Source organism: Kribbella sp. NPDC058245, from assembly GCF_042882005.1.
Classification (GTDB): domain Bacteria; phylum Actinomycetota; class Actinomycetes; order Propionibacteriales; family Kribbellaceae; genus Kribbella.
This window is the reverse complement of record NZ_JBHVWY010000004.1, coordinates 233,951-257,009: the sequence shown is the minus strand read 5'-3', so window position 1 is coordinate 257,009 and position 23,059 is coordinate 233,951. Positions and strand designations below refer to the sequence as shown.

General features: G+C 67.2%; 22 protein-coding genes. 13 read left to right on the top strand and 9 right to left on the bottom strand.

The window, feature by feature from the left end:
* The first annotated feature begins 1 nt into the window (after nucleotide 1).
* Together ACFVWG_RS10535 and ACFVWG_RS10530 are read left to right on the top strand one after the other, a co-directional pair.
* Nucleotides 2-415, top strand: a complete 414-nt coding sequence (locus tag ACFVWG_RS10535) for a peptidoglycan DD-metalloendopeptidase family protein (protein ID WP_391542935.1) — start codon at nucleotides 2-4, stop codon at nucleotides 413-415.
* Nucleotides 412-885: a GNAT family N-acetyltransferase gene (locus ACFVWG_RS10530; protein ID WP_391542934.1), complete on the top strand. Its 474-nt coding sequence runs from the start codon at nucleotides 412-414 to the stop codon at nucleotides 883-885. Before ACFVWG_RS10535 ends, ACFVWG_RS10530 begins: the two co-directional genes overlap by 4 nt.
* A 45-nt stretch (nucleotides 886-930) precedes the next feature.
* Here ACFVWG_RS10530 and ACFVWG_RS10525 read toward each other — a convergent pair whose 3' ends face one another.
* Complete coding sequence (locus ACFVWG_RS10525) at nucleotides 931-1,134, bottom strand: cold-shock protein (RefSeq protein ID WP_132164162.1); 204 nt, start codon at nucleotides 1,132-1,134, stop codon at nucleotides 931-933.
* Between the two features lie 200 nt (nucleotides 1,135-1,334).
* On the opposite strand from ACFVWG_RS10525, the gene ACFVWG_RS10520 reads away from it, so the two are divergent.
* Nucleotides 1,335-2,261: a sigma-70 family RNA polymerase sigma factor gene (locus ACFVWG_RS10520; protein WP_391542933.1), complete on the top strand. Its 927-nt coding sequence runs from the start codon at nucleotides 1,335-1,337 to the stop codon at nucleotides 2,259-2,261.
* On the opposite strand, the gene ACFVWG_RS10515 is transcribed toward ACFVWG_RS10520, so the two are convergent.
* Nucleotides 2,244-2,813 (bottom strand): dihydrofolate reductase family protein, encoded by a 570-nt coding sequence (locus tag ACFVWG_RS10515; RefSeq protein WP_391542932.1) that lies wholly within the window; start codon nucleotides 2,811-2,813, stop codon nucleotides 2,244-2,246. The two genes, ACFVWG_RS10520 and ACFVWG_RS10515, sit on opposite strands and share 18 nt — an antisense overlap.
* A 179-nt stretch (nucleotides 2,814-2,992) precedes the next feature.
* On the opposite strand from ACFVWG_RS10515, the gene ACFVWG_RS10510 reads away from it, so the two are divergent.
* On the top strand, nucleotides 2,993-4,015 hold the full coding sequence (locus tag ACFVWG_RS10510) for a 2-dehydropantoate 2-reductase (RefSeq protein ID WP_391542931.1): 1,023 nt from the start codon (nucleotides 2,993-2,995) through the stop codon (nucleotides 4,013-4,015).
* A 247-nt stretch (nucleotides 4,016-4,262) separates the two neighbouring features.
* Entirely contained in the window at nucleotides 4,263-5,270 is a 1,008-nt protein-coding gene (locus ACFVWG_RS10505) for a LacI family DNA-binding transcriptional regulator (protein WP_391542930.1), read from the top strand.
* A 72-nt stretch (nucleotides 5,271-5,342) separates the two neighbouring features.
* Here the strand turns inward: ACFVWG_RS10505 and sucD are convergent, their stop codons facing one another.
* Entirely contained in the window at nucleotides 5,343-6,230 is an 888-nt protein-coding gene (gene sucD, locus ACFVWG_RS10500) for a succinate--CoA ligase subunit alpha (protein WP_391542929.1), read from the bottom strand.
* Nucleotides 6,231-6,232: 2 nt separating this feature from the next.
* Complete coding sequence (gene sucC / locus ACFVWG_RS10495) at nucleotides 6,233-7,387, bottom strand: ADP-forming succinate--CoA ligase subunit beta (RefSeq protein ID WP_391542928.1); 1,155 nt, start codon at nucleotides 7,385-7,387, stop codon at nucleotides 6,233-6,235.
* A gap of 154 nt (nucleotides 7,388-7,541) precedes the next feature.
* Here sucC and ACFVWG_RS10490 point away from each other — a divergent pair, with 154 nt between their 5' ends.
* Entirely contained in the window at nucleotides 7,542-8,903 is a 1,362-nt protein-coding gene (locus ACFVWG_RS10490; protein WP_391542927.1) for an OFA family MFS transporter, read from the top strand.
* Entirely contained in the window at nucleotides 8,900-9,439 is a 540-nt protein-coding gene (locus ACFVWG_RS10485) for a hypothetical protein (RefSeq protein WP_391542926.1), read from the top strand. Before ACFVWG_RS10490 ends, ACFVWG_RS10485 begins: the two co-directional genes overlap by 4 nt.
* Here the strand turns inward: ACFVWG_RS10485 and ACFVWG_RS10480 are convergent.
* On the bottom strand, nucleotides 9,400-9,684 hold the full coding sequence (locus ACFVWG_RS10480) for a hypothetical protein (protein WP_391542925.1): 285 nt from the start codon (nucleotides 9,682-9,684) through the stop codon (nucleotides 9,400-9,402). The two genes, ACFVWG_RS10485 and ACFVWG_RS10480, sit on opposite strands and share 40 nt — an antisense overlap.
* Nucleotides 9,685-9,795: 111 nt before the next feature.
* On the opposite strand from ACFVWG_RS10480, the gene ACFVWG_RS10475 reads away from it, so the two are divergent.
* The 5 genes from ACFVWG_RS10475 (at nucleotide 9,796) to ACFVWG_RS10455 (ending at nucleotide 17,056) form a co-directional block, all read left to right on the top strand.
* Nucleotides 9,796-11,505 carry a thiamine pyrophosphate-binding protein gene (locus ACFVWG_RS10475; protein ID WP_391542924.1) on the top strand — a complete coding sequence of 570 codons (1,710 nt, stop codon included), beginning with the start codon at nucleotides 9,796-9,798 and terminating at the stop codon, nucleotides 11,503-11,505.
* Nucleotides 11,506-11,517: 12 nt separating this feature from the next.
* A complete protein-coding gene (gene frc / locus ACFVWG_RS10470) occupies nucleotides 11,518-12,744 on the top strand; it encodes a formyl-CoA transferase (RefSeq protein ID WP_391542923.1) in 1,227 nt (408 codons plus the stop codon).
* Between the two features lie 75 nt (nucleotides 12,745-12,819).
* Entirely contained in the window at nucleotides 12,820-14,964 is a 2,145-nt protein-coding gene (locus ACFVWG_RS10465) for an acetate--CoA ligase family protein (RefSeq protein ID WP_391542922.1), read from the top strand.
* A gap of 69 nt (nucleotides 14,965-15,033) precedes the next feature.
* Nucleotides 15,034-16,533 (top strand): Nramp family divalent metal transporter, encoded by a 1,500-nt coding sequence (locus tag ACFVWG_RS10460; protein WP_391542921.1) that lies wholly within the window; start codon nucleotides 15,034-15,036, stop codon nucleotides 16,531-16,533.
* 1 nt (nucleotide 16,534) lies between these two features.
* Nucleotides 16,535-17,056, top strand: coding sequence for a hypothetical protein (locus ACFVWG_RS10455; protein WP_391542920.1), 522 nt, complete (start codon nucleotides 16,535-16,537; stop codon nucleotides 17,054-17,056).
* Nucleotides 17,057-17,107: 51 nt separating this feature from the next.
* Here the strand turns inward: ACFVWG_RS10455 and ACFVWG_RS10450 are convergent, their stop codons facing one another.
* Nucleotides 17,108-19,699 (bottom strand): discoidin domain-containing protein, encoded by a 2,592-nt coding sequence (locus ACFVWG_RS10450; protein WP_391542919.1) that lies wholly within the window; start codon nucleotides 19,697-19,699, stop codon nucleotides 17,108-17,110.
* A 109-nt stretch (nucleotides 19,700-19,808) separates the two neighbouring features.
* Between ACFVWG_RS10450 and ACFVWG_RS10445 the strand changes: the two genes are divergently transcribed.
* Entirely contained in the window at nucleotides 19,809-20,393 is a 585-nt protein-coding gene (locus ACFVWG_RS10445; protein WP_391542918.1) for an acyltransferase, read from the top strand.
* A 383-nt stretch (nucleotides 20,394-20,776) separates the two neighbouring features.
* On the opposite strand, the gene ACFVWG_RS10440 is transcribed toward ACFVWG_RS10445, so the two are convergent.
* The 3 genes from ACFVWG_RS10440 to ACFVWG_RS10430 form a co-directional block, all read right to left on the bottom strand.
* Entirely contained in the window at nucleotides 20,777-21,517 is a 741-nt protein-coding gene (locus ACFVWG_RS10440; RefSeq protein ID WP_391542917.1) for a GntR family transcriptional regulator, read from the bottom strand.
* 103 nt (nucleotides 21,518-21,620) lie between these two features.
* On the bottom strand, nucleotides 21,621-21,782 hold the full coding sequence (locus ACFVWG_RS10435; protein WP_391542916.1) for a hypothetical protein: 162 nt from the start codon (nucleotides 21,780-21,782) through the stop codon (nucleotides 21,621-21,623).
* A 106-nt stretch (nucleotides 21,783-21,888) separates the two neighbouring features.
* The gene (locus tag ACFVWG_RS10430; protein ID WP_391542915.1) at nucleotides 21,889-23,049 is read right to left on the bottom strand and encodes an NAD-dependent formate dehydrogenase; all 1,161 of its coding nucleotides are present in this window, start codon (nucleotides 23,047-23,049) and stop codon (nucleotides 21,889-21,891) included.
* Nucleotides 23,050-23,059: the final 10 nt, after the last annotated feature.

The window sequence follows — 23,059 nt, the reverse complement described above, 5'->3', positions numbered from 1 at the left end:
CATGGCAGCACCGGTGCACAAACCAGTGGTGGTCCGCGAGTTCGGGTCCGCGGGGCATTCGGGTCGTGACTACCACACCGAGCCCGGAGGAACGGTCCGGGCGACTTTGGCCGGTGTGGTGGTGCACGTGGACGGTGACCAGGTCGTGGTCGAGTCGAACGCGATCTGGCACCTCTACCGGCCGCTGTCCGGACCGACGGTCAGCCAGGGGGAGACCGTGGAAACAGGCGAACTGCTCGGGTCGGCGGCCGGCTCCGCTCTGCACTACGAGGAGCGGGTCGCGCCGTATCAGGCCGGCGATCATCGCAAGCCCCAGTTCGACCTGCACACCAACGCCCGTATGCGGGTGGTGGCGCCGGGTGAGTCGGCCGTGGAGGGAGCTGCCGAGCCGCCCGGCGCTACCGTGACCACGTGATCGCAGAGCCCTTCAGCACCGCACGCCTGAGCCTGCTCCCGCTGGAACCCCGGTACGCCGCGGAGATGACCGCCGTACTGGCCGATCCGGCCCTCTATGCGTTCACGGGTGGTGAACCGCCGACCGTGGCTGCGCTAGGGGCCCGGTACGAGCGTCAGGTCGCCGGACCGGGCAGGGCGGACGAGTACTGGCTCAACTGGGTGATCCAGGCCGGCGACGAGCTCATCGGCTTCGTCCAGAGCACTGTGACCGGCAGTACGGCGGAGATCGCCTGGGTGCTCGGCTCCGCCTGGCAGGGCCACGGCTACGCCAAGGAGGCGGCGATCGGGCTGGCCGACTGGCTCAAGGCTCAGGACCTGCGGGTCATCGCCCACATCCACCCGGATCACGTGGCCTCGGCTGCGGTCGCACGGGCCGCCGGACTCAGCCGCACCGACGAGATGGATGACGGCGAGTACCTCTGGACATAAGAAAGAGGCCCGGTTGCCGAAGCAACCGGGCCCTTCCTAAGTCATTCAGACCGGGCGAACGTTCTCCGCCTGCGGGCCCTTCTGGCCCTGGGTCAGGTCGAACTCGACCTTCTGGTTCTCGTCGAGGCTACGGAAGCCGTCGGTCGCGATCGCCGAGTAGTGCACGAACACGTCCGCGCCGCCGCCGTCCGGGGAGATGAAGCCGAAGCCCTTTTCGCCGTTGAACCACTTCACTGTACCGCTGGCCATGATGTACCGCTTTCTAAAGAAATTAATGAGGTGGTTGCGGTAGACCCGGCCGATAAACAAGAAAACGCCCGAGCGGATCACAAATCCGCGGGCGTCAATGAACGATCGAGGAACTGCAAAAACTGCAACCAAGAGAAACCCTAGCACAGGACGGGTGACTACGCCGGGCAGGGACCGGGCTGCTGTCACATGATTGGGACATGACGTTCGAGGCCCGGACTGCGCCGTACCGGCGTGAGCTGCTGCAGCACTGCTACCGGATGGCCGGGTCGATCCATGACGCCGAGGACCTGCTCCAGGAGACGCTCATCCGCGCCTGGCGCGCCTTCGACCGGTACGACGAGAGCCGCGCCTCGCTCCGGACCTGGCTCTACCGGATCGCCACCAACACCTGTTTGACCGAGCTGGAGGGGCGGAGCCGCCGCCCGCTGCCGTCCGGGCTGGTGGCGGAGGGGGAGGACCCGGCAGGCCCGCTGGTCCGTGGCGACGAGGTGCTCTGGCTACAGCCGTTTCCGGCGGACCCTGCCGCAGTGGTGGGTGCCAGGGGCAGTCTGCGGCTGGCGCTGATCGCAGCACTGCAGTTCCTGCCGGCCAAGCAGCGCGCCGTACTGATCCTGCGTGAGGTGCTGGACTGGTCTGCGGCCGAGATCGCAGCCGCGCTGGACCTCACACCGGCCGCAGTGAACAGTGCGCTGCAGCGGGCGCGCGCCAAGCTGTCCGAGACGGGCTTGGTGGAGGACGACGTCCTTGAGCCGGACGACCCGCGCAGTACCGAGCTGGTCGCGAAGTACATCGCTGCTTTCGAGAGGGCGGACGTCGCCGCGTTCGCTGAGCTACTGACCGCTGAGGTCGTCCTGGAGATGCCGCCGTTCTACAACTGGTTCCAAGGGCGCAACAACCACCTGCAGTTCGTGGAGGGGGTCTTCGCGCGGCGTGGTACGGACTGGCGGGTGCTGCCGATCATGGCGAACGGCCAAGCAGGCATAGCGGTCTACCGCGGTGAGGGTGCCGTGCATCGGCTCCACACGCTGCACGTGTTCACCATCACCGCGGCCGGCATCAGCCACAACCGGGTGTTCCAGGACGACCGCGTCTTCGCGGCGTTCGGGCTAGCTCCGGTGCTCTGACCGCCGGTACGTCGTGAGCACCGCCGGCCCGACCTGGTCGACCGAGACGAGTTCCAGGTCGCCCTGCTGAGCAGTGTCGAACAGGTGCTCTCCGGAACCCACGATGGTCGGGAATGTCATCAGCCGGTACTCGTCAACCAGGTCGGCTGCTTGCAGCGCCCGGACGATGCTCAAGCTGCCGACCACCACGACATCACGGTCGGCTGTCTCGGACGGGACGAGCTCGGTGATCGGCTGCCTGGCCAGCTGGGAGTTGTTCCAGCCGGAGACGTCAGCGAGGGTGCTCGACACGACGATCTTGGCGATCTTGGTCATCGCGACCGAGAAGTCGTCGTCGCGGACGGAGAGGAGCCCGCCGAGCAGCTCCCAGGTGGTCCGGCCGTAGAGCATCACTCCGGTCTCGAGGATCGAACCGAGCCGGAACTTGTCGCCCGAGACGGGGCCGGGACCGTGCTGGAACGCCCAGCCGCCGGCCGCCGTACCGGCTGATCCGTCCGGGTCGGTGACGATGCCGTCGAGGCTGACGAACTGATTGACGATGACGCGTCCCATGGTGTGCTCCCTGTGGTGGTGGAGAAGGTCTCGCCGGTACATACCGCCGGGGTGGCGCCGATTCATCGGTCCGCACCGAACTTTCTAGGCCGGATGTGATCTTGACCGCACTCAGGGCGCGGCCTACTGTATGCGGTATACAAAGCCTGACCGGGTCCGGGGCCGAGGGAGTGATGACGATGAGGGTTGCGGTTCTCGGCGCCGGGGCGATCGGCGCGTACGTCGGTGCCGCGTTGCACCGTGGTGGAACCGAGGTACACCTGGTCGCACGCGGCGCCCATCTGGAGGCGATCCGGCGTGATGGCGTCCGGGTTCTCAGCCCGCGCGGTGACTTCGACGCGCGGACTCCGGCAACCGACGACCCGGCGCAGGTCGGACCGGTGGACTACGTCTTCCTGGGGCTGAAGGCCAACTCGTATGCGTCGGCCGGGCCGTTGATCGAGCCCCTCCTCCACGACAACACCGTGGTGATCGCGGCACAGAACGGGATCCCGTGGTGGTACTTCCATGGGCTGAAGGGTCCGTACGAAGGCCGCCGGGTCGAGTCGGTCGATCCGGATGGATCGGTGACCCGCGTGCTGGATCTGGATCGGGCGGTCGGGTGCGTCGTGTACTGCTCGACCGAGCTGGAAGGCCCAGGCGTCGTACGGCATCTGGAGGGCACGCGGTTCTCGATCGGTGAGCCGGGCGGGGGAGTCTCAGACCGGTGTACGGCGTTCAGCGACGCGATGATCGCGGGCGGGCTGAAGTGTCCGGTCGAGGACGACATCCGCAAGGACATCTGGATCAAGCTGCTCGGTAATGCGGCCTTCAACCCGATCAGCGCGCTGGCGCGGGCGACCATGGTCGAGATCGCGACGCACCAGGGGACGCGGGCGATGATCCGGCTGATGATGGAGGAGTCGCTGGAGATCGCGGCCGCGGTCGGTTGCCGGCCGGAGATCTCGGTGGACAAGCGGATCGACGGTGCCGAGCGGGTCGGCGAGCACAAGACGTCGATGCTCCAGGACCTCGAGAAGGACAAGCCCCTCGAACTCGACGTCATCCTCGCCGCCGTGGTCGAGCTCGCCGACCTGACCGGCACGCCGGCACCCACCCTGCGCGCCGTACACGCGGTCGCCGATCTCCTCTCCACCAAAATCGGCACCGGCCCAGTCCTCGCCCACGCCCCAACCTCCGCACCAACACCCGCACCCTCCTGAGCCGGGTCCGCTCCGGCCCACAGCCCCGACCGGGCTCACCTGTCTCCATCTGATGGGTGGACCCATGAGGTTGTGGGTTCTGGACTCGCATGCGGGTGGAGAACCCACAAGCGGATGGGTTAACCCATCAGATGGGGATGGGGTGGGCGGGATCGGCGGCTTCTCAGGGGGCTTGTGCGGTCGTAGTGTTCACGTCAACACGGCGTGAGGGGGCACTGTGACGGGACGACCGAGGCGCGGGCCCTCGATGGCTGATGTCGCTGCGCTGGCCGGCGTGTCGGGGCAGACCGTGTCCCGGGTGGCGAACAACCGGACCAATGTGGACGCGACCACGAGGGCGAAGGTGCGAGCCGCGATGCGCGAGCTCGGCTACCGGCCGAACGGTGCGGCGCGGGCGCTGCGGAGCGGTGAGTTCCGCGGTATCGGGGTGATCGTCTTCGAGCTGTCGACATTCGGTACGACGCGCGCCCTCGATGCGATCGCGACGGCGGCGACCGAGCGTGGGTACTCGGTCAACCTGATGCCGGTGCTCGACATCAACCAGCGCGCGGTCAACGACGCGTTCAACCGGCTCAGTGCCCAAGCTGTCGACGGCGTCATCATCCTGATCGAGGCCTACCTGCTCGACGAAGCCGGCGTCCAGCTACCGCACAGCCTGCCGGTTGTGATCGTCGACTCCAGCGCCCACTACGACTACCCGGTCGTCGACACCGACCAGTTCGACGGCGCGCGCCAAGCGGTGCAGCACCTCTTAGACCTCGGCCACCACACCGTCCATCACGTCGGCGGCCCCCGTACGTCGTACCCGGCTGCCCACCGTCGCCGAGGCTGGGAGCAAACCCTGGCCAACCACGGGCGACCGATCCCACCTGTCCTGTACGGCGACTGGACCGCCCGAGCCGGCTACGAGGCCGGCTGCACGCTGGCCAAGGACCGGGCCGTCACCGCCATCTTCGCGGCGAATGACCAGATGGCGCTCGGCGTTCTCCGCGCCCTGCACGAACACCGCCGCGCGGTACCCGCCCAGGTGAGCGTGGTCGGCTTCGACGACATGGAGGAGTCGGCCCACTTCTGGCCGCCCCTCACCACCGTCCGCCAATCCTTCGCCGACCTGGGCCGTCACTCCGTCGAATCACTCCTGATCGCACTGAAGGACGGCGACCCACCACCGATCGCCGTACCAACCGAGTTGGTCATTCGAGCCAGTACGGCGGCAGTCCGATCTGCCGAAGAACAGGACGTAGAGCCCTACTAGGCGGTTGTTCCACGCTCAGCTGCCGGCCGGGATGGCCGCGAGTGGACGTATACGTCCTGTCGTTCGGAAGGTCTATCGGGCGGAGACGGCCAGAACTGAGCGGAGGAGTTCGGCGGTCTCGGTGGGGGTCTTGCCGACCCGAACGCCGGCTGCCTCCAACGCCTCCGCCTTCGCGGCCGCCGTACCGGATGAGCCGGAGACGATCGCGCCCGCGTGGCCCATCGTCTTGCCCTCCGGCGCGGTGAACCCGGCGACGTATCCGACCACCGGCTTGGTCACGTGGGCGGCGATGTAGGCCGCCGCACGCTCCTCGGCGTCGCCGCCGATCTCGCCGATCATCACGATCGCGTCGGTGTCCGGGTCGTCCTGGAACGCTTGCAGGGCGTCGATGTGGGTGGTCCCGATGATCGGGTCGCCGCCGATGCCGATCGCGGTCGAGAAGCCGAAGTCCCGCAGTTCGTGCATCATCTGGTAGGTCAGGGTCCCCGACTTCGAGACCAGCCCGATCCGCCCGGGCCCGGCGATATCGGCGGGAATGATCCCCGCGTTCGCTTGGCCAGGGCTGATGATCCCGGGGCAGTTGGGCCCGATCACCCGCACCCCGGCGGCCTGGGCGTGCGCGAAGAACGCGGCCGTGTCGTGCACCGGCACGCCCTCGGTAATCACCACCACCAACGGAATCCCGGCGTCCACGGCCTCGATCACCGCGCCCTTGGTGAAACGCGGCGGCACGAACACCACCGACACATCCGCGCCCGTTGCTGCGACCGCATCCGCGCACGACCCGTAGACAGGTATCGAGCGGCGAGCGAAGTCGACCGACTGCCCGCCCTTGCCCGGCGTCACGCCGCCGACGATTTCGGTGCCGGCGGCAAGCATCCGGCTGGTGTGCTTCTGTCCCTCGGCCCCGGTCATCCCCTGGACGACGACGCGGCTCTTCTCGGTCAGAAAGATTGCCATCATCAGATCCCTTCAGCAGCGAGTTCGGCCGCGCGCAAGGCGGCGCCGTCCATCGTGTCCACCACGGTCACCAGCGGATGGTTGGCCTGGGCAAGGATCTTGCGGCCCTCCGCCACGTTGTTCCCGTCCAGCCGCACGACCAGCGGTTTGTCGGCCTTCGCTCCAAGGACATGAAGGGCCTGGACGATCCCGTTCGAGACCGCGTCGCAGGCGGTGATCCCGCCGAAGACGTTCACGAAGACGCTGCGTACCTGTGGGTCGCTCAGGATGATCCCGAGTCCGTTCGCCATCACCTCGGCCGACGCGCCGCCGCCGATGTCCAGGAAGTTCGCCGGCTTCACGCCGTACGACGATCCTGCGTATGCGACCACGTCGAGCGTCGACATGACCAGCCCGGCCCCGTTGCCGATGATGCCGACCGAGCCGTCAAGCTTGACGTAGTTGAGCCCCTTGTCATGCGCCGCCGCCTCGAGCGGATCGGCCGAGGCGCGGTCCTCGAAGGCGGCATGATCGGGATGCCGGTACGACGCGCTGTCGTCGAGCGTCACCTTCCCGTCGAGCGCTTCGAGCGATCCATCGGCCAGCTTCACCAACGGATTCACCTCGACCAGCGTCGCGTCCTCGGCGATGAACACATCCCATAGCCGCCGTACGACGTCCTCCGCGCCGGCGGGGAATCCGGCCGCGGCCACGATCTCCGCGGCCTTCGCCTCATCGACCCCAACTGCCGGATCGATCGACACCTGGGCGATCGCGGAGGGGTTGGTGTGGGCGACCTCTTCGATCTCCACACCGCCTTCAGTACTGGCGATGCAGAGATATGAGCGGTTGGCCCGATCGACCAGAAACGAGAAGTAGTACTCCGCATCAATGGCGGCCGCCGGCGCAAGCAGGACCCGATGCACGGTGTGGCCCTTGATGTCCATCCCGAGGATGTCGCCGGCCCGCGCCACCGCCTCGTCGGGGGAGGCGGCGAGCTTGACGCCGCCGGCCTTGCCGCGGCCGCCGGTCTTCACCTGCGCCTTCACCACCACCCGGCCGCCGAGTTCGGCGGCAGCTGCCGCCGCGTCGGCCGGATCCTCGATCACGCGGCCGAGCGTCACCGGGACGCCGTGCCGTGCGAACAGCTCTTTGGCTTGGTACTCCATCAGGTCCACGGGGCAGTCCTCCGATCCGAGCGAACGTGTGCCGACTGTATGCGGTATGCAATCTGGTCACAAGAGGCGGCTGCAACACGCCAGCTCTGGACAACCAGCCGCGTGGAGGGGTACCACAGATCTCATACGGTATGCAGTAGTCAGGAGGCGCGACATGGATCACGTGACTACCCGGGACGTGTACGGCCGGCACTACCGGGTGGGTGAGGACGCCCGGGACCTCACCGGGCACTCGCGCCGCTGGCAGTTGTGGGCGGCCTGGGCCTGCATGGTTGCCATCAGCCCGTTGCAGTACTCGTTCGGTACGGCGGCGCTCGGCCTCGAAGGCGACCGCGGCTGGGGTGCGGTGCAAACCCTGTGGCTGCTGGCGATCTTCGTCGCCTGCCAGGCGCTGGTGGCGATCCCGGCCGGCTGGCTTCAGCGGGTACGGCGAGCAACTCCGACCCAGCTCGTGGTCCTCGGCGGGGTGCTGTCCGCGGTCGGACTCGCGACGCTCGCGCACGCGGACAGCTATCCGATCGTGGTGATCGGCTACGCGCTGGTCGGCGGTATCGGTGCCGGCATCGTCTACGCCGCGTGCATCACGACCGCGGCCCGTTGGTTCCCGGATCGGCGGACGGCCACGATCGGCTTCGTCACCGGCGGGTTCGCGATCGGCGCCGTACCGAGCATTGCGTTGCTGACGCTGGCCGACAGTTCGGGTAGTCGACGGCTCGTCTTCGATCTGACCGCGATCGTCGCCGTACTGGCGACTGCCATCGGCGGTGGGTTGTTGAAGGATCCGCCTCGGCACTGGTGGCCGGCGGCGATCGACGCGCAGGCCTGGGCGATCGACCGCAAGCTCAATCGGAGCATCCCGCACAACGCGCCCGCCGTTCGGCACTACCGTCCGGCCGAGGCGATGCGAACCGGTGCCCTGCCGTTGATGTGGTTGATGCTTGCGGTCAGTGCATCCCTGTCGTTGTTCGGGATCGCCTTCGTGGTGAGCTTCGCGGTGTCCACTGGGCTGGGTGTAGCGGTTGCAGGCTTCGCGGCCGGATTGCTTGCCGCAGTCAACGGTCTTGGCCGCTCACTGGCCGGCACGCTGTCCGATCGATTCGGACGGCGCCGTGTCCTGGCCGCCGTACTGATGATCGAGAGCTTCACCCATGTCGGCCTGGTGGTTGCCGGAGAGACGGGTGTGGGCTGGGCGTTCGTGGTCTGCGCCATGTTCGCCGGCCTCGGCGGTGGTGCGTTCTACGCGATCATGGCCAACCTCGTGCTGGAGTTCTTCGGCGAGAACAGCCTCGTGCAGAACCAAGCGATCCTGTACTCCGCCAAAGCCGTCGGTGGGCTCGTCGGTGTCGGAGTGGCCGCTTCGGTGATCGCCGCGATCGGCTACCGGCCGCTGTTCCTCGGCGCCGGACTGCTCGGCGTACTGGCCGCTCTGAGTGTTCGGTTGCTGAAACAGCCTGGGCGACCTGCGCTACCGGTCCGGCCCCAATTGGGTACGCCGGTCGCCGGGTCGAACGAGTGAGTGAGTACGGCCGCGTCGCGCGACCTGAGCCCTGTGTGATGGAACTGGTGTCCAAGCTGGCCCGGGAGCCGTGGACGGATCGGCCGACTTGCGTGCATCCGACCCTGAGTGCGGCGGCCCGGGCAGTGCACGACCACTCCAGCTCAGCTGGGCGGCGGGCGCTGCTGCCGCTGGCGCCCAGGTTCATCGACACCGCGCGGCCGGGTCTGGATCTGTCGGCCCGCGTGGTCGCGCTCTGTGTGTCGACTGCGCTGACCACTGGCGAGCTCACTGGTGATGAGAACGCCAGACTGCGCAAGGCGCATGAGACGGCGCTGCACCTGTTGACGGGGGAGGGAGCCGCACGCTGGTGGATGCGGTTCAGCTGGAGTGAACCGTTCTACCGCACCTTTCTTGCGACCGAACAAGTCGCGGAATCAATCGCGGTCACCGCCCGCCATGCGAACGGTGACCGCGATCTCAAGCTCAGGCAGCTCCTCAAGCAGTGCCTAGCGGCTCACGGCGCTCTGCGACCCGGAGCGCCCACTCCTTCGTGATCGACGTCCCCGGCGCCCCACAACCCGTGGTCGCGGTCGTCGTCGGGGATCACGATCAGCTCGCCACGCGCCGGCACCTGGACCTGGTCCTCCAGTCGGCGGAGGTCCGTCGTACAGCGCTCCAGGTCGTCGAGCAGGCGCAGTACGTCGATGTGCGCACCTAGGTGATTCCTCAGTGACATAAGGGACTTCTCGAGCGCGAGCAGGGCTGTTCGGGTCCGTTGAAGCTCCTCGTGAATTGTCATCCGACTCTCCCTCTGGACAAGCACTGCAGCCTGGGATAAGACTACGACTACCACATACGGTATGCAATCTACAGAAGCCGAATTCCGGCCTTTCCGAGGAGATGACTGCAGATGGCGCAGACAGTGTCGGAGACCCAGCCCGTCGCGCAGGTGAAGGAGCCGGAGACGATCTCAGGCGGTCACCTGGTGGCGAAGGCCTTGAAGGCCGAGGGGGTCGAGGTGATCTTCACCCTCTGCGGCGGTCACATCATCGACATCTACGACGGGTGTGTCGACGAGGGCATCGCGGTCGTCGACGTCCGGCACGAGCAGGTCGCCGCGCACGCGGCCGATGGATATGCGCGCATCACCGGTAGGCCCGGCTGCGCGGTGGTCACCGCCGGCCCCGGTACGACGAACGCCGTCACCGGGGTCGCGAACGCGTTCCGCGCCGAGAGCCCGATGCTGCTGATCGGCGGTCAGGGCGCGCTGAACCAGCACAAGATGGGGTCCCTGCAGGACCTGCCGCACGTCGACATGATGACGCCGATCACCAAGTTCGCCGCGACCGTGCCGCACACCGCACGCGCCGCCGACATGGTGTCGATGGCGTTCCGCGAGTGCTACAACGGCGCGCTCGGCCCGTCGTTCCTGGAGATCCCGCGCGACATCCTGGACAACTCGGTCCCGGTCGACTCCGCGACGATCCCCGAGTCCGGTCACTACCGGGCGTCCACCAAGAGCATCGGCGACCCGGCCGCCATCGAGGCGCTGGCGGATCTCATCGCGCACGCGGAGAAGCCCGTTGTACTGCTCGGTGGACAGGTGTGGACCTCGCGCGGGAGTGATGCGGCGACCGACTTCGTCCGCGCGCTCGACGTACCGGCATTCATGAACGGTGCCGCGCGCGGCACGCTCGCTCCGGGCGACCCGCACCACTTCCACCTGTCCCGGCGGTACGGGTTCAACAACGCCGATCTGATCATCATCGTCGGTACGCCGTTCGACTTCCGGATGGGCTACGGCCGGCGGCTGCCGAAGTCGGCGACCGTCGTCCAGATCGACATGGACTACCGCACCGTCGGCAAGAACCGCGATGTGGATCTCGGTCTGGTCGGCGACCCGGGCGCGATCCTGGCCGCGGTCACGCAGGCCTCGACGGGTCGGGTGCGGAAGACGGATCGCCAGGCCTGGTTCAAGGAACTGCGCGCGGAGGAGGAGGCGGCGTACCAGAAGCGGCTGCCCCGCCAGCTGTCCGACGCGAACCCGATCCACCCGCTGCGGCTCGCCCACGAGATCAACGAGTTCCTCACCGAGGACTCGATCTACATCGGCGACGGCGGCGACATCGTCACGTTCTCCGGCGGCGTCGTCCAGCCGAAGTCACCCGGCCACTGGATGGACCCGGGCCCGCTCGGCACCCTCGGTGTCGGCATCCCGTTCGTGCTCGCGGCGAAGTACGCGCGACCCGACAAGGAGGTTGTCGCGCTGTTCGGCGACGGCGCCTTCTCGATGACCGGCTGGGACTTCGAGACCCTGGTCCGCTTCAACCTCCCGTTCGTCGGTGTCATCGGCAACAACTCGTCGATGAACCAGATCCGCTACGGCCAGGAGGCCAAGTACGGCCACGACCGCGGCCGGGTCGGCAACACCCTCGGCGACGTCAAGTACGACGAGTTCGCGCGCAACCTCGGCGGGTACGGCGAGGAGGTCCGCGACCCCAAGGACATCGGGCCGGCCATGCAGCGCGCCCGCGAATCCGGCCTGCCGTCGCTGATCAACGTCTGGGTCGACCCGGACGCGTACGCCCCCGGAACCATGAACCAGACCATGTACAAGTGAGAGGACCCTCCTATGTCTCAGGCCCTCGATGGTGTCCGCGTTCTCGATATGACGCACGTGCAGTCCGGACCGTCCTGCACGCAGATCCTTGCCTGGCTCGGCGCTGACGTCGTCAAGCTCGAAGCGCCGACCGGTGACATCACCCGTCAGCAGCTGCGCGACGTACCGGATGTCGACAGCCTCTACTTCACGATGCTCAACTGCAACAAGCGCAGCATCACGCTGAACATGAAATCCGAGCGGGGCAAGGAGATCTTCATCGACCTGGTGAAGAACTCCGACGTCCTGGTGGAGAACTTCGCCCCCGGCGCGATCGACCGGATGGGCTTCACCTGGGAGCGCCTGCAGGAGATCAACCCGAAGCTGATCTTCGCCTCGATCAAGGGTTTCGGCCCGGGCCGGTACGAGAACTTCAAGGCCTACGAGGTGGTCGCCCAGGCGATGGGCGGCGCGATGAGTACGACGGGCTTCGAGGAAGGTCCGCCGACCGCCACCGGCGCTCAGATCGGCGACTCCGGTACCGGGATCCACCTGGTCGCCGGCATCCTCGCCGCGCTCTACCAGCGCACGAACACCGGCAAGGGCCAGCGCGTCTCGGTCGCCATGCAGGAAGCCGTGCTGAACCTGACCAGGGTCAAGCTGCGCGACCAGCAGCGGCTGGCGCACGGCCCGCTGAAGGAATACCCGAACGACAACTTCAGCTCCGAGGTACCGCGGTCGGGCAACGCGTCGGGCGGCGGCCAGCCTGGGTGGGCAGTCCGTACGGCGCCTGGTGGGCCGAACGACTACATCTACGTGATCGTGCAACCGCCCGGCTGGGCCCCGATCGCGAACCTGATCGGCAAGCCGGAGCTGGCCGAGGACCCGGACTGGGCCACGCCCGCGTCCCGCCTCGACAAGCTCGACAAGATGTTCGCGCTGATCGAGCAATGGACCGAGCAGCACACCAAGTTCGAGGTGATGGACAAGCTCAACGCACTCAACGTGCCGTGTGGGCCGATCATGTCCACCCGCGAGCTGATCGAGGACCAGACGCTGGCCGACCTCGGCGCCGTCGTCGAGGTCGAGCATCCGCAGCGCGGCAGCTTCAAGACCGTCGGCTGCCCGATCAAGCTGTCCGACTCCCCGGTCGTGGTCGAGACCTCGCCCGGTCTCGGTGAGCACAACACGGTCGTCTACGGCTCCCTGGGCATCGACACCGCCGAGCTCGAGTCCCTCAAAGCCGCCGGCGTGGTCTAGAGCGTCCGAACGACACGCGACCGCCGTACTGCAGATCTTCGGACGCAAGCAATGGATCAGAGGAGTTTCACGCAGATGAGCTATGACAAGGCAGCAGTTCAGACGATCCTCGACCAGGCTCTGGCGGACGGCCGCACCTCGCTGAGCGCGCCCGAGGCCAAGCTGGTCGCGGATGCGTACGGGATCCCGACGCCGGGCGAGGGGCTGGCCACGACTGCCGAGGGCGCCGCCGGTCTCGCCGACGAGATCGGGTTCCCGGTGGTGCTGAAGATCAGTTCACCGGACATCCTGCACAAGACCGACGCCGGTGGCGTGGTCGTCGGGGTCGACAGTCCGGAGGCGGCCAAAGCGGCGTACGAACAGATCGTCGCCAACGCCAAGGTCTACAAGGCGGACGCGCAGATCAGCGGCGTCCAGGTGCAGAAGATGCTGGTCACCGGCGGTGACGTGCAGGAGGTCATCGTCGGTGCGGTGACGGACCCGACCTTCGGGAAGATTGTCGCGTTCGGTCTCGGCGGCGTCCTGGTCGAGGTGCTGAAGGACGTCACCTTCCGGCTCGCTCCGCTCGAACTGCCCGAGGCCCGCGCGATGATCGACGGGATCGGCGCCCACGAGATGCTGAACGGCGTTCGCGGCGCCAAGCCGGTCGACAAGGAGGCGCTGGCCGGGCTGGTGAAGCGGCTGTCCGACCTGGTCACCGACTTCCCGCAGTTCGCCGAGGTGGACCTGAACCCGGTGCTCGCCGGGCCGGACGGCGCCACCGCGGTCGACTTCCGGATCATCGTCGACGCCGAGGCCGGCAGGCCGGTCGAGCGGTACAGCCAGGAGGAGATCCTGACGGCGATGACGCGGATCATGAAGCCGCGCGCGGTCGCCGTGATCGGGGCGTCCAACGAGGACGGCAAGATCGGCAACTCGGTGATGAAGAACCTGGTCAACGGCGGGTACGCCGGGGACATCTACCCGATCAACCCCAAGGGCGGCGAGGTCCTCGGGCTGAAGGCCTTCCCGTCGATCCTCGATGTCCCCGGCGATGTCGATGTCGCGGTGTTCGCCGTACCGGCCAAGTTCGTCGGTGGAGCGCTCGAGCAGTGCGGTCAGAAGGGCGTCGCCGGGGCGATCCTGATCCCGTCCGGGTTCGCCGAGACCGGGGAGCAGGAGCTCCAGGACGAGGTGGTGGCGATCGCGCGGAAGCACAACGTCCGGATTCTCGGGCCGAACATCTACGGCTACTACTACCTGCCGGCGAGCCTCTGCGCGACGTTCTGTACGCCGTACGACGTCCGCGGCAGTGTCGCGCTCTCCTCGCAGTCGGGCGGGATCGGGATGGCGATCCTCGGGTTCAGCCGGTCCAGCCGGATGGGCGTCTCCGCGATCGTTGGGGTAGGCAACAAGGCCGACATCGACGAGGATGACCTCCTGACGTTCTTCGAGAACGACGACAACACCAACCTGATCGCCATGCATCTAGAGGATCTGAAAGACGGCCGGGCCTTCGCCGAGACGGCTTCACGGGTGTCGAAGAAGAAGCCGGTCATCGTGCTGAAGGCCGGCCGGACCGACCTGGGCGCGCGGGCGGCGAGCTCGCACACGGGCGCTCTCGCAGGTAATGACAAGGTGTACGACGACATCCTGCGCCAGAGCGGCGTCGTCCGGGCCCCGGGGCTGAACCAGATGCTCCAGTACGCCCGCGGCATCCCGCTGCTGCCGACGCCCAAGGGCGAGAACGTCGTCATCATCACCGGGGCGGGTGGATCCGGCGTACTGCTGTCGGACGCCTGTGTCGACGCAGGCCTGAAGCTGATGGACATCCCGGCCGATCTGGACGCGGCGTTCCGGAAGTTCATCCCGCCGTTCGGGGCCGCCGGCAACCCGGTCGACATCACCGGCGGTGAGCCACCGTCGACGTACCGGAACACGGTCGCGCTCGGGCTCGAAGACGAGCGGATCCACGCGCTGATCCTCGGCTACTGGCACACCATCGTCACACCGCCGATGGTGTTCGCCAAGCTGGTCGCCGAGGTGGTCGAGGAGTACCGGGCCAAGGGCATCGACAAGCCCGTCGTGGCCTCGCTGTCGGGTGACGTCGAGGTCGAAGAGGCCGCCCAGTACCTGTTCGAGCACGGCGTCGTCGCATATCCGTACACCACCGAGACACCGGTCGAGGTGCTCGGCGCCAAGTACCGCTGGGCCCGCAACGCGGGGCCACTCGGTTCGTAGAAGGAGGGGTGGGGTCAGCAGCGGGGGTTCGGTCAACAGTTTGCCTGGCGTCGATGTAAGGAGTCCGCCTTGGACGTCACCAGCAAGACCTCAGAAGTGCCCGACGAGCCCGCCGCGGCGGCCGTCACCGAGCGGGTCTGGAAAGCGGGCCGGCTCGAACCGATGCCGATCCGGAAACTTCCGGACGCGCCACCGTCCATGCACATCCTCGGCCCGACCGTCTTCCTGGTCGCACTGGGTGTGGGCATGGGGGAGTCGTACATGTGGCCCCGGCTCGTCCTGGTCTTCGGGCCGGACATCCGGTGGCTGTTCATGGTCGGTGTCACCCTGCAGGCGTTCGTGCTGCTGGAGATGGCGCGCTACGCGATGGCGACCGGGGAGAGCATCTTCTTCGGGGCCGCCCGGATCTTCAAACCGTTGATGTGGTTCTTCTACGTCGCGGCGATCCTGATCTACATGTGGCCCGGTCACCTGTCGGCCGGTGCCGCCGCCTTCGAGGAAGTGTCCGGCATACCTTGGCAGGTGACGGCGTGCGTGGCTCTGGTGTTCGTCGGCGTCCTGTTCAGCATGCTCTCGGTGATCTACAACTTCCTCGAGAAACTGCTCGGGCTGCTGATCGGCTTCCTCGTCGTCGGTACGTCGGTGATCGCGGCGATGGTCGGCAACTGGGACGACCTGGTGCAGACACTGCAGGGCATGTTCGCGTTCGGGTACTTCCCGCACGAGGCGATGACGTCGGCCTGGTTCCCGGTCGTGGTCGGGTCGATCGCGTTCGCCGGACCGTCCGGGATGCAGCAGATGTGGTACACGCTGCAACTGCGTGACAGCGGTGCCGGGATGGGTGCACACATCCCGAAGGTCCGCGGGCTGAGGTCGGCCGGCGAGGCCGAGGCGATGCCGTCGCGCGGGTTCATGTTCGACACCGAGGACCCCGCGGAGATGGCGAAGTGGAAGGGCTGGCGCAAGTGGGTCACCTTCGACGCGATCCTGCTCTTCTGGGGGATCACGATGCTGGTGACGATCTCGTTCACCGTGCTGGCGATGTCGGCGGCCCGGACCAACCCGAACGTGAAGTCGCTGATCGAGGGTGGCGACCGGGACGCGGCACTGCGGGCGATGTCGGACGCGTTCGCCTCGGCCGGCTCGCCGATCCTGGGCACGTTGTTCTTCGCCTTCATCGCACTGATCGGGCTGAACGCGACCCTGGGTCTGTTCGACTCGTTCTCCCGCGGCCAGGCGGACATGACGTACTACTTCGTGCCAGGTGCCAAGCGGTTCTCGATGTCCCGCCTGTACGCCGGGTTCCTGTGGGGCGTGATCGTCTTCGGCATCCTGATCCTGCTGTTCGGTCCGGCCGACGGTCCGGCCGGGATCCTGGACACGCTCGCGTTCCTGTCCACCTTCGCGATGGGCGCCTACTGCATCGTGTTGCTCCTGGTGAACAACAAGCTGCTCCCGAAGAAGATCAGGCCCGGCCCGGTGCGGAACCTGATCATCGGCTTCGGTGCGGTGTTCTACCTGGGCATGCTCTTCTACTGCCTCTTCCGCTTCGGCGTGGCAGTGGGCTGACATGACCTCGTCGAAAGAACTCCTGGAGTTCACGGTCCCGGCGGCGATTGTCGGTGCCGCGGCCGGACTGGTCGCCGGCATCCTCGGTGTCATGGCCGGCCAGCCGCTGGGCTGGGCCGTCGTGACCGGCCTCGGCCTGGCACTGCCACTGATGGTGTTCGGAGCCGGGTACGCCGTACTCGTTGCCCTGGGCAAAGTCCCGGCCGGGGTGTTCGCCCCGGCCGCGGTCTACTGGGTGATCGGATTCCCGCTCGCCCTTCTCGTGCACGCGATCGCCACGTCCTGGGCGGTGACCGGTACCCCCGGTCTCCCGCCCGAACCCTGGAAGTTCCTCGCCTTCCGGGCCCTGCTCAGCATGGGGTTCGCGATCGGCTTCCTGTGGATGCACGAACAGCTCGGCCGCCACTGGTGGCCACGGATCCTCCCGCACAACCGGTACGCCCGCCGTACCGTCGAGCAGTACTCCCACCTGGCCTCCTCCCTGGAGGCCCGCAAACTAGCCACCGGCCGCGGCCGCCGCTAGTCGCCTGCCGACCGCCCGCAACTCCCACCAGGAGCTGCGGGCGGTCGTCGGCTAGCTGACTTCGATCTCCGACAGGCCGTTGGCCCAGCCCTCGGTGCTTTCGATCTGGAACTTCACCCAGCTGATCGACTTCGGTGCGAACGTCACGGTCTTGCCGCGCCCGCTGTCGTCGAGCCCGGTGACCTTGATCGTGCTGCCGTCGCTGAACTCCAGGGTGCCGCCGTTGGCCTTGTCGATCAGGTTGTTCCGGTCGTAGAGCACGACCTGGGTGACGGTCTGCGGGTAGGCCCAGTCGAGCCGGAGCCACGGGTCGAGCTGGCGGTTCGAGCCCCACTCGCCGGTGTGCCACTGATTGATCACGCCGTCGATGGCAGCACCCGCGCTCGTCTGAGGCGAATCCGGGACCTCGGACGACGCCGTTGCCGTCGCGCTGGACGCCACGTCGCCGATCGGCCGGATCTGCAGCTCAGACAGGCCGATGCCGGTCCCGGCGGACCCACTCGCCTGGAACCGCACCCAGCCCACGGTTCGCGGCGCGAACGTCACCACCTTCCCCTTGCCGTCGGCCGGGATCCCGGTCACCGGGATCGTGCTGCCGTCGCTGAAGGTGAGGGTCCCGCCGTTCACGTTGCTGGTGGGATCGGCCCGGTCGTAGAGGGTGATCTCGTCGATCGTCCGGTTGCTGACCCAGTCCACCTGAAGCCACGGCGACGCCGTCTTGGACACCCAGTCGGACCCGATCACACCATCGACGGCCCGTACGACGCCGCTGGGCGACGAGCTGGTCAGTACTCCCGCCGGTGCGACGTTCCCCCCGCGATGGACCTGCAGTTCGGACAGTCCCACATTGAGCCCGACGCCCTTGGTGACCTGCAGTCGCACCCAGTTCGTCGTACGGGAAGGGAAGGAGATGACCTTCGGGCTGCCGTCGTTGGGCAGCGGCGGCACCGGCACCGACGTACCGTCGCTGAAGATCAGCCAGCCGGCCTTGATCTGGTCGGTCGGGTTGGCCCGATCGGCGAGCACGATGCGGCTGACCGTCTGCGCGGTCGGCCAGGCGAGCTGGACCCACGGCGTCATCTCGGTGTTGGAGGCCCACTCGCCGGCCGCGTGCACCGACTCGATCCCGTCGGTCACGTTGGCCGGTACGAGGCCGTCGCTGGTGGAGGAGCCGGTCACCGTCGCTCCGGGGGCGAGGTTCTCGGTGTCGGCGATCGGGTACGGCGTCAGGCGAACGCCCAGCACCGACTTCGCGGGCGCCTGGAACCGGACCCGGCTGTTGCCACCGGCAACAGTCAGCGGGACCGAGGCCTTGGGGGAGGGGATCGCCTGGTCGCTGCTCGCCTCGAAGATGCTCGCGACCGTGGAGGTCGCGGCGCCCAGTCCGGTGAGCGCCAGGTCGACGTCGATCGGAGCCGTGCCGTCGTTCACCACCCAGGCCACGTTGTCGCCGGTCGAGGTGGTCGCGGCTGCTGCGTTGGTGATCGGGCTGCCGTAGCTGATCCCGCGGATGGTGCTGTCACCGGTGGCGAGGCCGAGATCCTGGCCCAGCAGTCGGAAGGTGCGCGACTTCGGTGTCAGCGTGCCGTTGTTGTACACGCCGAAGTGCACGCCCCACTTCTCTTCGCCTTCGTCGTTGTCGGCGTAGTAGAAAGTGCCGTTGGCGTGCTGCTTGTAGAAGGTGCTCAGCCGCTGACCGACGTAGCTGATCATGTTCGGGTGATCGCTGTTCATCGGGTCATAGCCCCAGGCGGCCGTCCAGTTCCATTCGGTCACGTAGACCGGGAAGTCGGCGCCCTTGCCGTTCTGCTGCGCGATCGCCTTCCACTGGTCGACGACCTCGGTGGGGGTGGTCGAGTAGTCGTGGTAGCTGAGGAAGTTGATGTCCGGTGCGATTCGGGCGTCGCTCAGCAGCGGCTTGATCCAGTCCGTCGCGGGGGCCGACAGGGCCGGACCGCCGAGCGGGATCACCTTGTCGACCGTCCGGATCGCCTTGGCCGCATGGAAGTAGATGTCCCGGTACGCCGTCAGGTTGTCCGGGTAGGAGCTCCCGCCGATTCGCAGGAAGTCGTTGTTCGGCTCGTTCCACAGCTCGACCATCTTGGTGTTGCCGGCGAAGTGCTGGTAGACCTTCGTGACGATGTCCTCGTAGATGTCCCAGTTCTCCGGCCGTGGCGGCGAGAAGTATTCGCAGGTGTCACAGCCGTGCCCGATCCACGGGACGCCGTATCCCATGATCAGCATCAGCCCGATGTCGCGCTTGGCGTACTCGTCGGCCCAGGCATACTTCTCCCAGTGCCAGTTGGCCGGGTCCGCGACCCCACCGACGTTCGCCCGGTAGTTCGCGGGCGTCGAGTCGGGCACGATCTCGAAGAGGTACGCCGTCCGGCGGACGAGGTTCGCGCCGTTCTGCTGGAAGGCGTCGAGCTTGGCCGGCTGGTCGAGATGGTTGATGTTCGCGCCGAAGACCGCACCGTGCCCGGTGCCGAGGTTCTGGGCGAAGTTCGCGGTGACGGAGGCCGTCGCGGCGGCGACTTTCTGCTGTACGGCGGGCCGCGGCGCGGGCGGCGTACTGGGGGCGGGAGTCCCACCGGTGAGTGGCACCAGCAGGGCAAGCGCGGTCAGAACGGACTGGAACCTCATGATGCTCCTTCGACGATCCCCAGGGGCGGATGGGCATCAGCACTGTGGCATGGCCGAAGACAGCGCGACATGCATTCGAGGGAGGTCGAAGAGGTCTATTCTCAGGCAGGTGGACGACCTCGCTGCTCAGGCCAAGCTTTGGGTGCAGAAGTGGCGTTGGTACGAGCGCAATTCGTTGCCCTGGAATCGGGCACGGATCCACTGGGAGCTGATGCGGCGCAAGGCTTTCGCTCGCTGGCCGTTGCAGGGCAACGTCCTGGAGGCGCTGCGCGACGGGCGGCTCGAAGTGGGGGAGCACGCGCTCTTCGAGCCCAACGTGTGGATCACGGTGGGCGATGACGCGCACGTGCGTATTGGTTCTGGGACGTTCCTGAACCTGGGCGTGATGGTGGCCGCGCTGGAGCTGGTCGAGATCGGGGACCACTGCATGCTCGCCAACGGATGTTTCGTGACGGACTCCAACCACCGGTTCGACGATCCGGACAAGCCGGTGCCGTGGCAGGGGTTCGACTCCAAGGGGCCGACGCGGATCGGCGACAACGTCTGGCTCGGCGCCAACGTGGTCGTCACCAGCGGTGTCACGATCGGCGAGCGATGCGTGATCGGCGCCAACAGCGTCGTCACGCGCGACATCCCGCCGTACTCGATCGCCGCCGGAGCCCCGGCGAAGGTGCTGCGCGCGGTGACGTACTAGAGGGTGCGGCGCCGGCGGCCGCCCCACTGGCCGGCGGCCGCTCCGCCAGTGGGGAGCCCGCCTTTGTGGAAACAAAGGGGCGCTCCGCGGCCTAATCTCTCCACAAAGGCGAGGCATCGCACCTGCAGACAGGTTCGGGCGGTTGCTTGCGTACCGGCCAACGGGTAGTAGTCCCTGCCGGAGCATCCCGGACATGCCCGCCACGCCTTACCATGCACCGCCGTGGCGACCACTACCCGTTTGTCGGTACACCTCGACCATGCCGCGGGGGCCAAGTCACCGCGTTCGCCAGACTGCGGCTTGTGGATAACTCTCAGGCCACGCCGGTCCGCGTTTGTACACTTAAGTCAAAAGGAAGCAGCGCACGGGGCGAGGCACGCAGCTCAGATCGTGCGGCGCCGTCGGCGAGGTTCGGGCTCGGGGGTGGGCTCGGTGGGGCCTTCGGCGGCGCGGAGGTCGTGGTAGGCCTTGCGGGTGTGCTCGGTGTGCTCGCGCATCGTCTGCGCGGCCTTGTCCTCGTCACCGTCGCTGATGGCTTTGACGAGTCGGCTGTGTTCGCGCCAGGAGGCAGCACCGCGGACCGGGGCGATCGGGGTGTAGTACCAGCGGACGCGACGGTCGACCTGCGCGGCGAAGTCGATCAGGAACCGGTTGCCGGACATCTGCGTGATGAAGGCGTGCAGTTCGCCGTTCGTGCGGACGGCGCCGTCGGTGTCACCGGACTCGTGGTACGCCGTACCGACCTTGCAGAGCTCTTTGAGCTTGGCCAGGTCTTCCTTGGTGGCGTGCCGGGCAGCCAATCGGGCGGACTCGGACTCCAGCGCAGCGCGGGCGGCCAGGAGCTGGTCGACCTCGTCCTCGGCCGGCACATGCACCATGGCTCCGAAGCCGGGCCGCAGGTCCACCCAGCCTTCGTTGTTGAGCCGCTGCAGTGCCTCGCGGACAGGCTGTCGAGAGACGCCGAGCAGACCGGCGAGCTCGACCTCGACCAGGTGCCGGCCGCGCTCCAGGGTGCCGTCGATGATCATCTCGGTCAGGGCCTCGTAGACGGACTCACGCAACGGCTGCGGCCGCTTCACGTGCCGAACGCCGGCCGGTTCCGCTCCGGTGCTGATCGTCGTCATCGAGGGTCCTCCCGTTTGCCTGAACCAACAGCATGGCACTTGGTAGACAGTCTACCAAGTGCCATGACCGTACATAGTGATTTCGCAGCCTTGGGTCAATCGATCAGGCGGCCGATTCCTCGGCGCGCTGCTTCTCGTCCGCGCTGGTCAGCTGGGCGAGCTCGGTCTCCAGGTCTACGGGGTTGACGAGTTCCTGCTGCAGCTCCGGGGCATCCGGAAACTGCGGGCGCGCCGCCAGAGCACCGAACCTACGGGTGAAGATCATCGCTTTCCTTCCTCTGCTCCCGGGAGGAGCTGTTGTGAATTCTGGCTTCTGTATACATTCAACCAGGTGTACTCACCGGTCATGCCCGCATCTCACGTGATCCGCCTTACATACGGGTCGAATACGAATGCGCTCCGGCACCGGCCAGTCGCCCACCGTCGACAATCAGGTACTCGTCGCGAATCGGCGTTCCCGCCAGCCACGACTCCAGGATCTCGCGGGTACCCGCGGCGTACCGGGCCTGCGCGGACAGCGAGGAACCGGAGATGTGCGGGGTCATGCCGTGGTTCGGCATCGTCCGCCAGGGATGGTCGGCCGGGGCCGGCTGCGGGTACCAGACATCACCGGCGTACCCGGCGAGCTGGCCACTCTCCAGCGCTGCGACGATCGCGTCCCGGTCGGCGATCTTCGCCCGCGCGGTGTTGATCAGGTAGGTGCCGCGCTTCATCGTCGAGAGCAGCTTCTCCCCGAAGAGCCCCTCCGTCTCCGGGTGCAGCGGCGCGTTGATCGTCACCACGTCGCAGTGCGGAACCATGTCGGCGGCACTCGCGTGGAAGGTCAGATTGAGTTCGCGCTCGACCGACTCGGGCAGACGATGCCGATCGGTGTAGTGCAGGTTCACGTCGAACGGCGCGAGCCGCCGCAGCACCGCCGTACCGATTCGTCCGGCCGCGACCGTACCGACGTTCATTCCCTCGAGGTCGTAGGAGCGCTGGACGCAGTCCGCGATGTTCCAGCCACCATCGACCACGACCTGGTACGACGGGATGTAGTTCCGCACCAGCCCGAGGATCATCATCACCACGTGCTCGGCGACGCTGATGCTGTTGCAATAGGTGACCTCGGCAACGGTCACGCCGTGCTCGATCGCCGCGTCCAGATCGACATGGTCGGAACCGATGCCGGCGGTGATCGCGAGCTTGAGGTTCGGCGCCTTCGCGATCCGCTCGGCGGTCAGATAGGCCGGCCAGAACGGTTGCGAGATCACCACATCGGTGTCCGGCAGTTCCCGGTCGAGGATCGAGCCGTCACCCTCCTTGTCCGACGTCACGACCAGCGTGTGCCCCTGGCTCTCCAGGAAGCCGCGCAGGCCGAGCTCGCCCGACACGCTGCCGAGCAGCTCGCCCGGCGTGAAGTCGATCGCCTTCGGAGTCGGTGCGGTCTGGCCGCCGGGGTAGCTCGTGATCGCGGGGATGTCGTCGCGCGCGTAGGACTTCGGGTACCCGGCCGCAGGGTCGTCGTACAGGACACAGAGGATCTTCGCCATGATGTGGAAT

Excerpts from the sequence above, each read along its gene's own strand:
- ACFVWG_RS10520 (WP_391542933.1), top strand. The coding sequence starts at position 1,335 with ATGACGTTCGAGGCCCGGACTGCGCCGTACCGGCGTGAGCTGCTGCAG.
- ACFVWG_RS10455 (WP_391542920.1), top strand. The coding sequence starts at position 16,535 with ATGACCTCGTCGAAAGAACTCCTGGAGTTCACGGTCCCGGCGGCGATT.
- ACFVWG_RS10525 (WP_132164162.1), bottom strand. The coding sequence starts at position 1,134 with ATGGCCAGCGGTACAGTGAAGTGGTTCAACGGCGAAAAGGGCTTCGGC.
- ACFVWG_RS10475 (WP_391542924.1), top strand. The coding sequence starts at position 9,796 with ATGGCGCAGACAGTGTCGGAGACCCAGCCCGTCGCGCAGGTGAAGGAG.
- ACFVWG_RS10430 (WP_391542915.1), bottom strand. The coding sequence starts at position 23,049 with ATGGCGAAGATCCTCTGTGTCCTGTACGACGACCCTGCGGCCGGGTAC.
- ACFVWG_RS10480 (WP_391542925.1), bottom strand. The coding sequence starts at position 9,684 with ATGACAATTCACGAGGAGCTTCAACGGACCCGAACAGCCCTGCTCGCG.
- ACFVWG_RS10490 (WP_391542927.1), top strand. The coding sequence starts at position 7,542 with ATGGATCACGTGACTACCCGGGACGTGTACGGCCGGCACTACCGGGTG.
- ACFVWG_RS10510 (WP_391542931.1), top strand. The coding sequence starts at position 2,993 with ATGAGGGTTGCGGTTCTCGGCGCCGGGGCGATCGGCGCGTACGTCGGT.
- ACFVWG_RS10440 (WP_391542917.1), bottom strand. The coding sequence starts at position 21,517 with ATGACGACGATCAGCACCGGAGCGGAACCGGCCGGCGTTCGGCACGTG.
- ACFVWG_RS10515 (WP_391542932.1), bottom strand. The coding sequence starts at position 2,813 with ATGGGACGCGTCATCGTCAATCAGTTCGTCAGCCTCGACGGCATCGTC.
- ACFVWG_RS10435 (WP_391542916.1), bottom strand. The coding sequence starts at position 21,782 with ATGATCTTCACCCGTAGGTTCGGTGCTCTGGCGGCGCGCCCGCAGTTT.
- frc (WP_391542923.1), top strand. The coding sequence starts at position 11,518 with ATGTCTCAGGCCCTCGATGGTGTCCGCGTTCTCGATATGACGCACGTG.
- ACFVWG_RS10535 (WP_391542935.1), top strand. The coding sequence starts at position 2 with ATGGCAGCACCGGTGCACAAACCAGTGGTGGTCCGCGAGTTCGGGTCC.
- ACFVWG_RS10465 (WP_391542922.1), top strand. The coding sequence starts at position 12,820 with ATGAGCTATGACAAGGCAGCAGTTCAGACGATCCTCGACCAGGCTCTG.
- ACFVWG_RS10450 (WP_391542919.1), bottom strand. The coding sequence starts at position 19,699 with ATGAGGTTCCAGTCCGTTCTGACCGCGCTTGCCCTGCTGGTGCCACTC.
- ACFVWG_RS10505 (WP_391542930.1), top strand. The coding sequence starts at position 4,263 with ATGGCTGATGTCGCTGCGCTGGCCGGCGTGTCGGGGCAGACCGTGTCC.
- sucD (WP_391542929.1), bottom strand. The coding sequence starts at position 6,230 with ATGGCAATCTTTCTGACCGAGAAGAGCCGCGTCGTCGTCCAGGGGATG.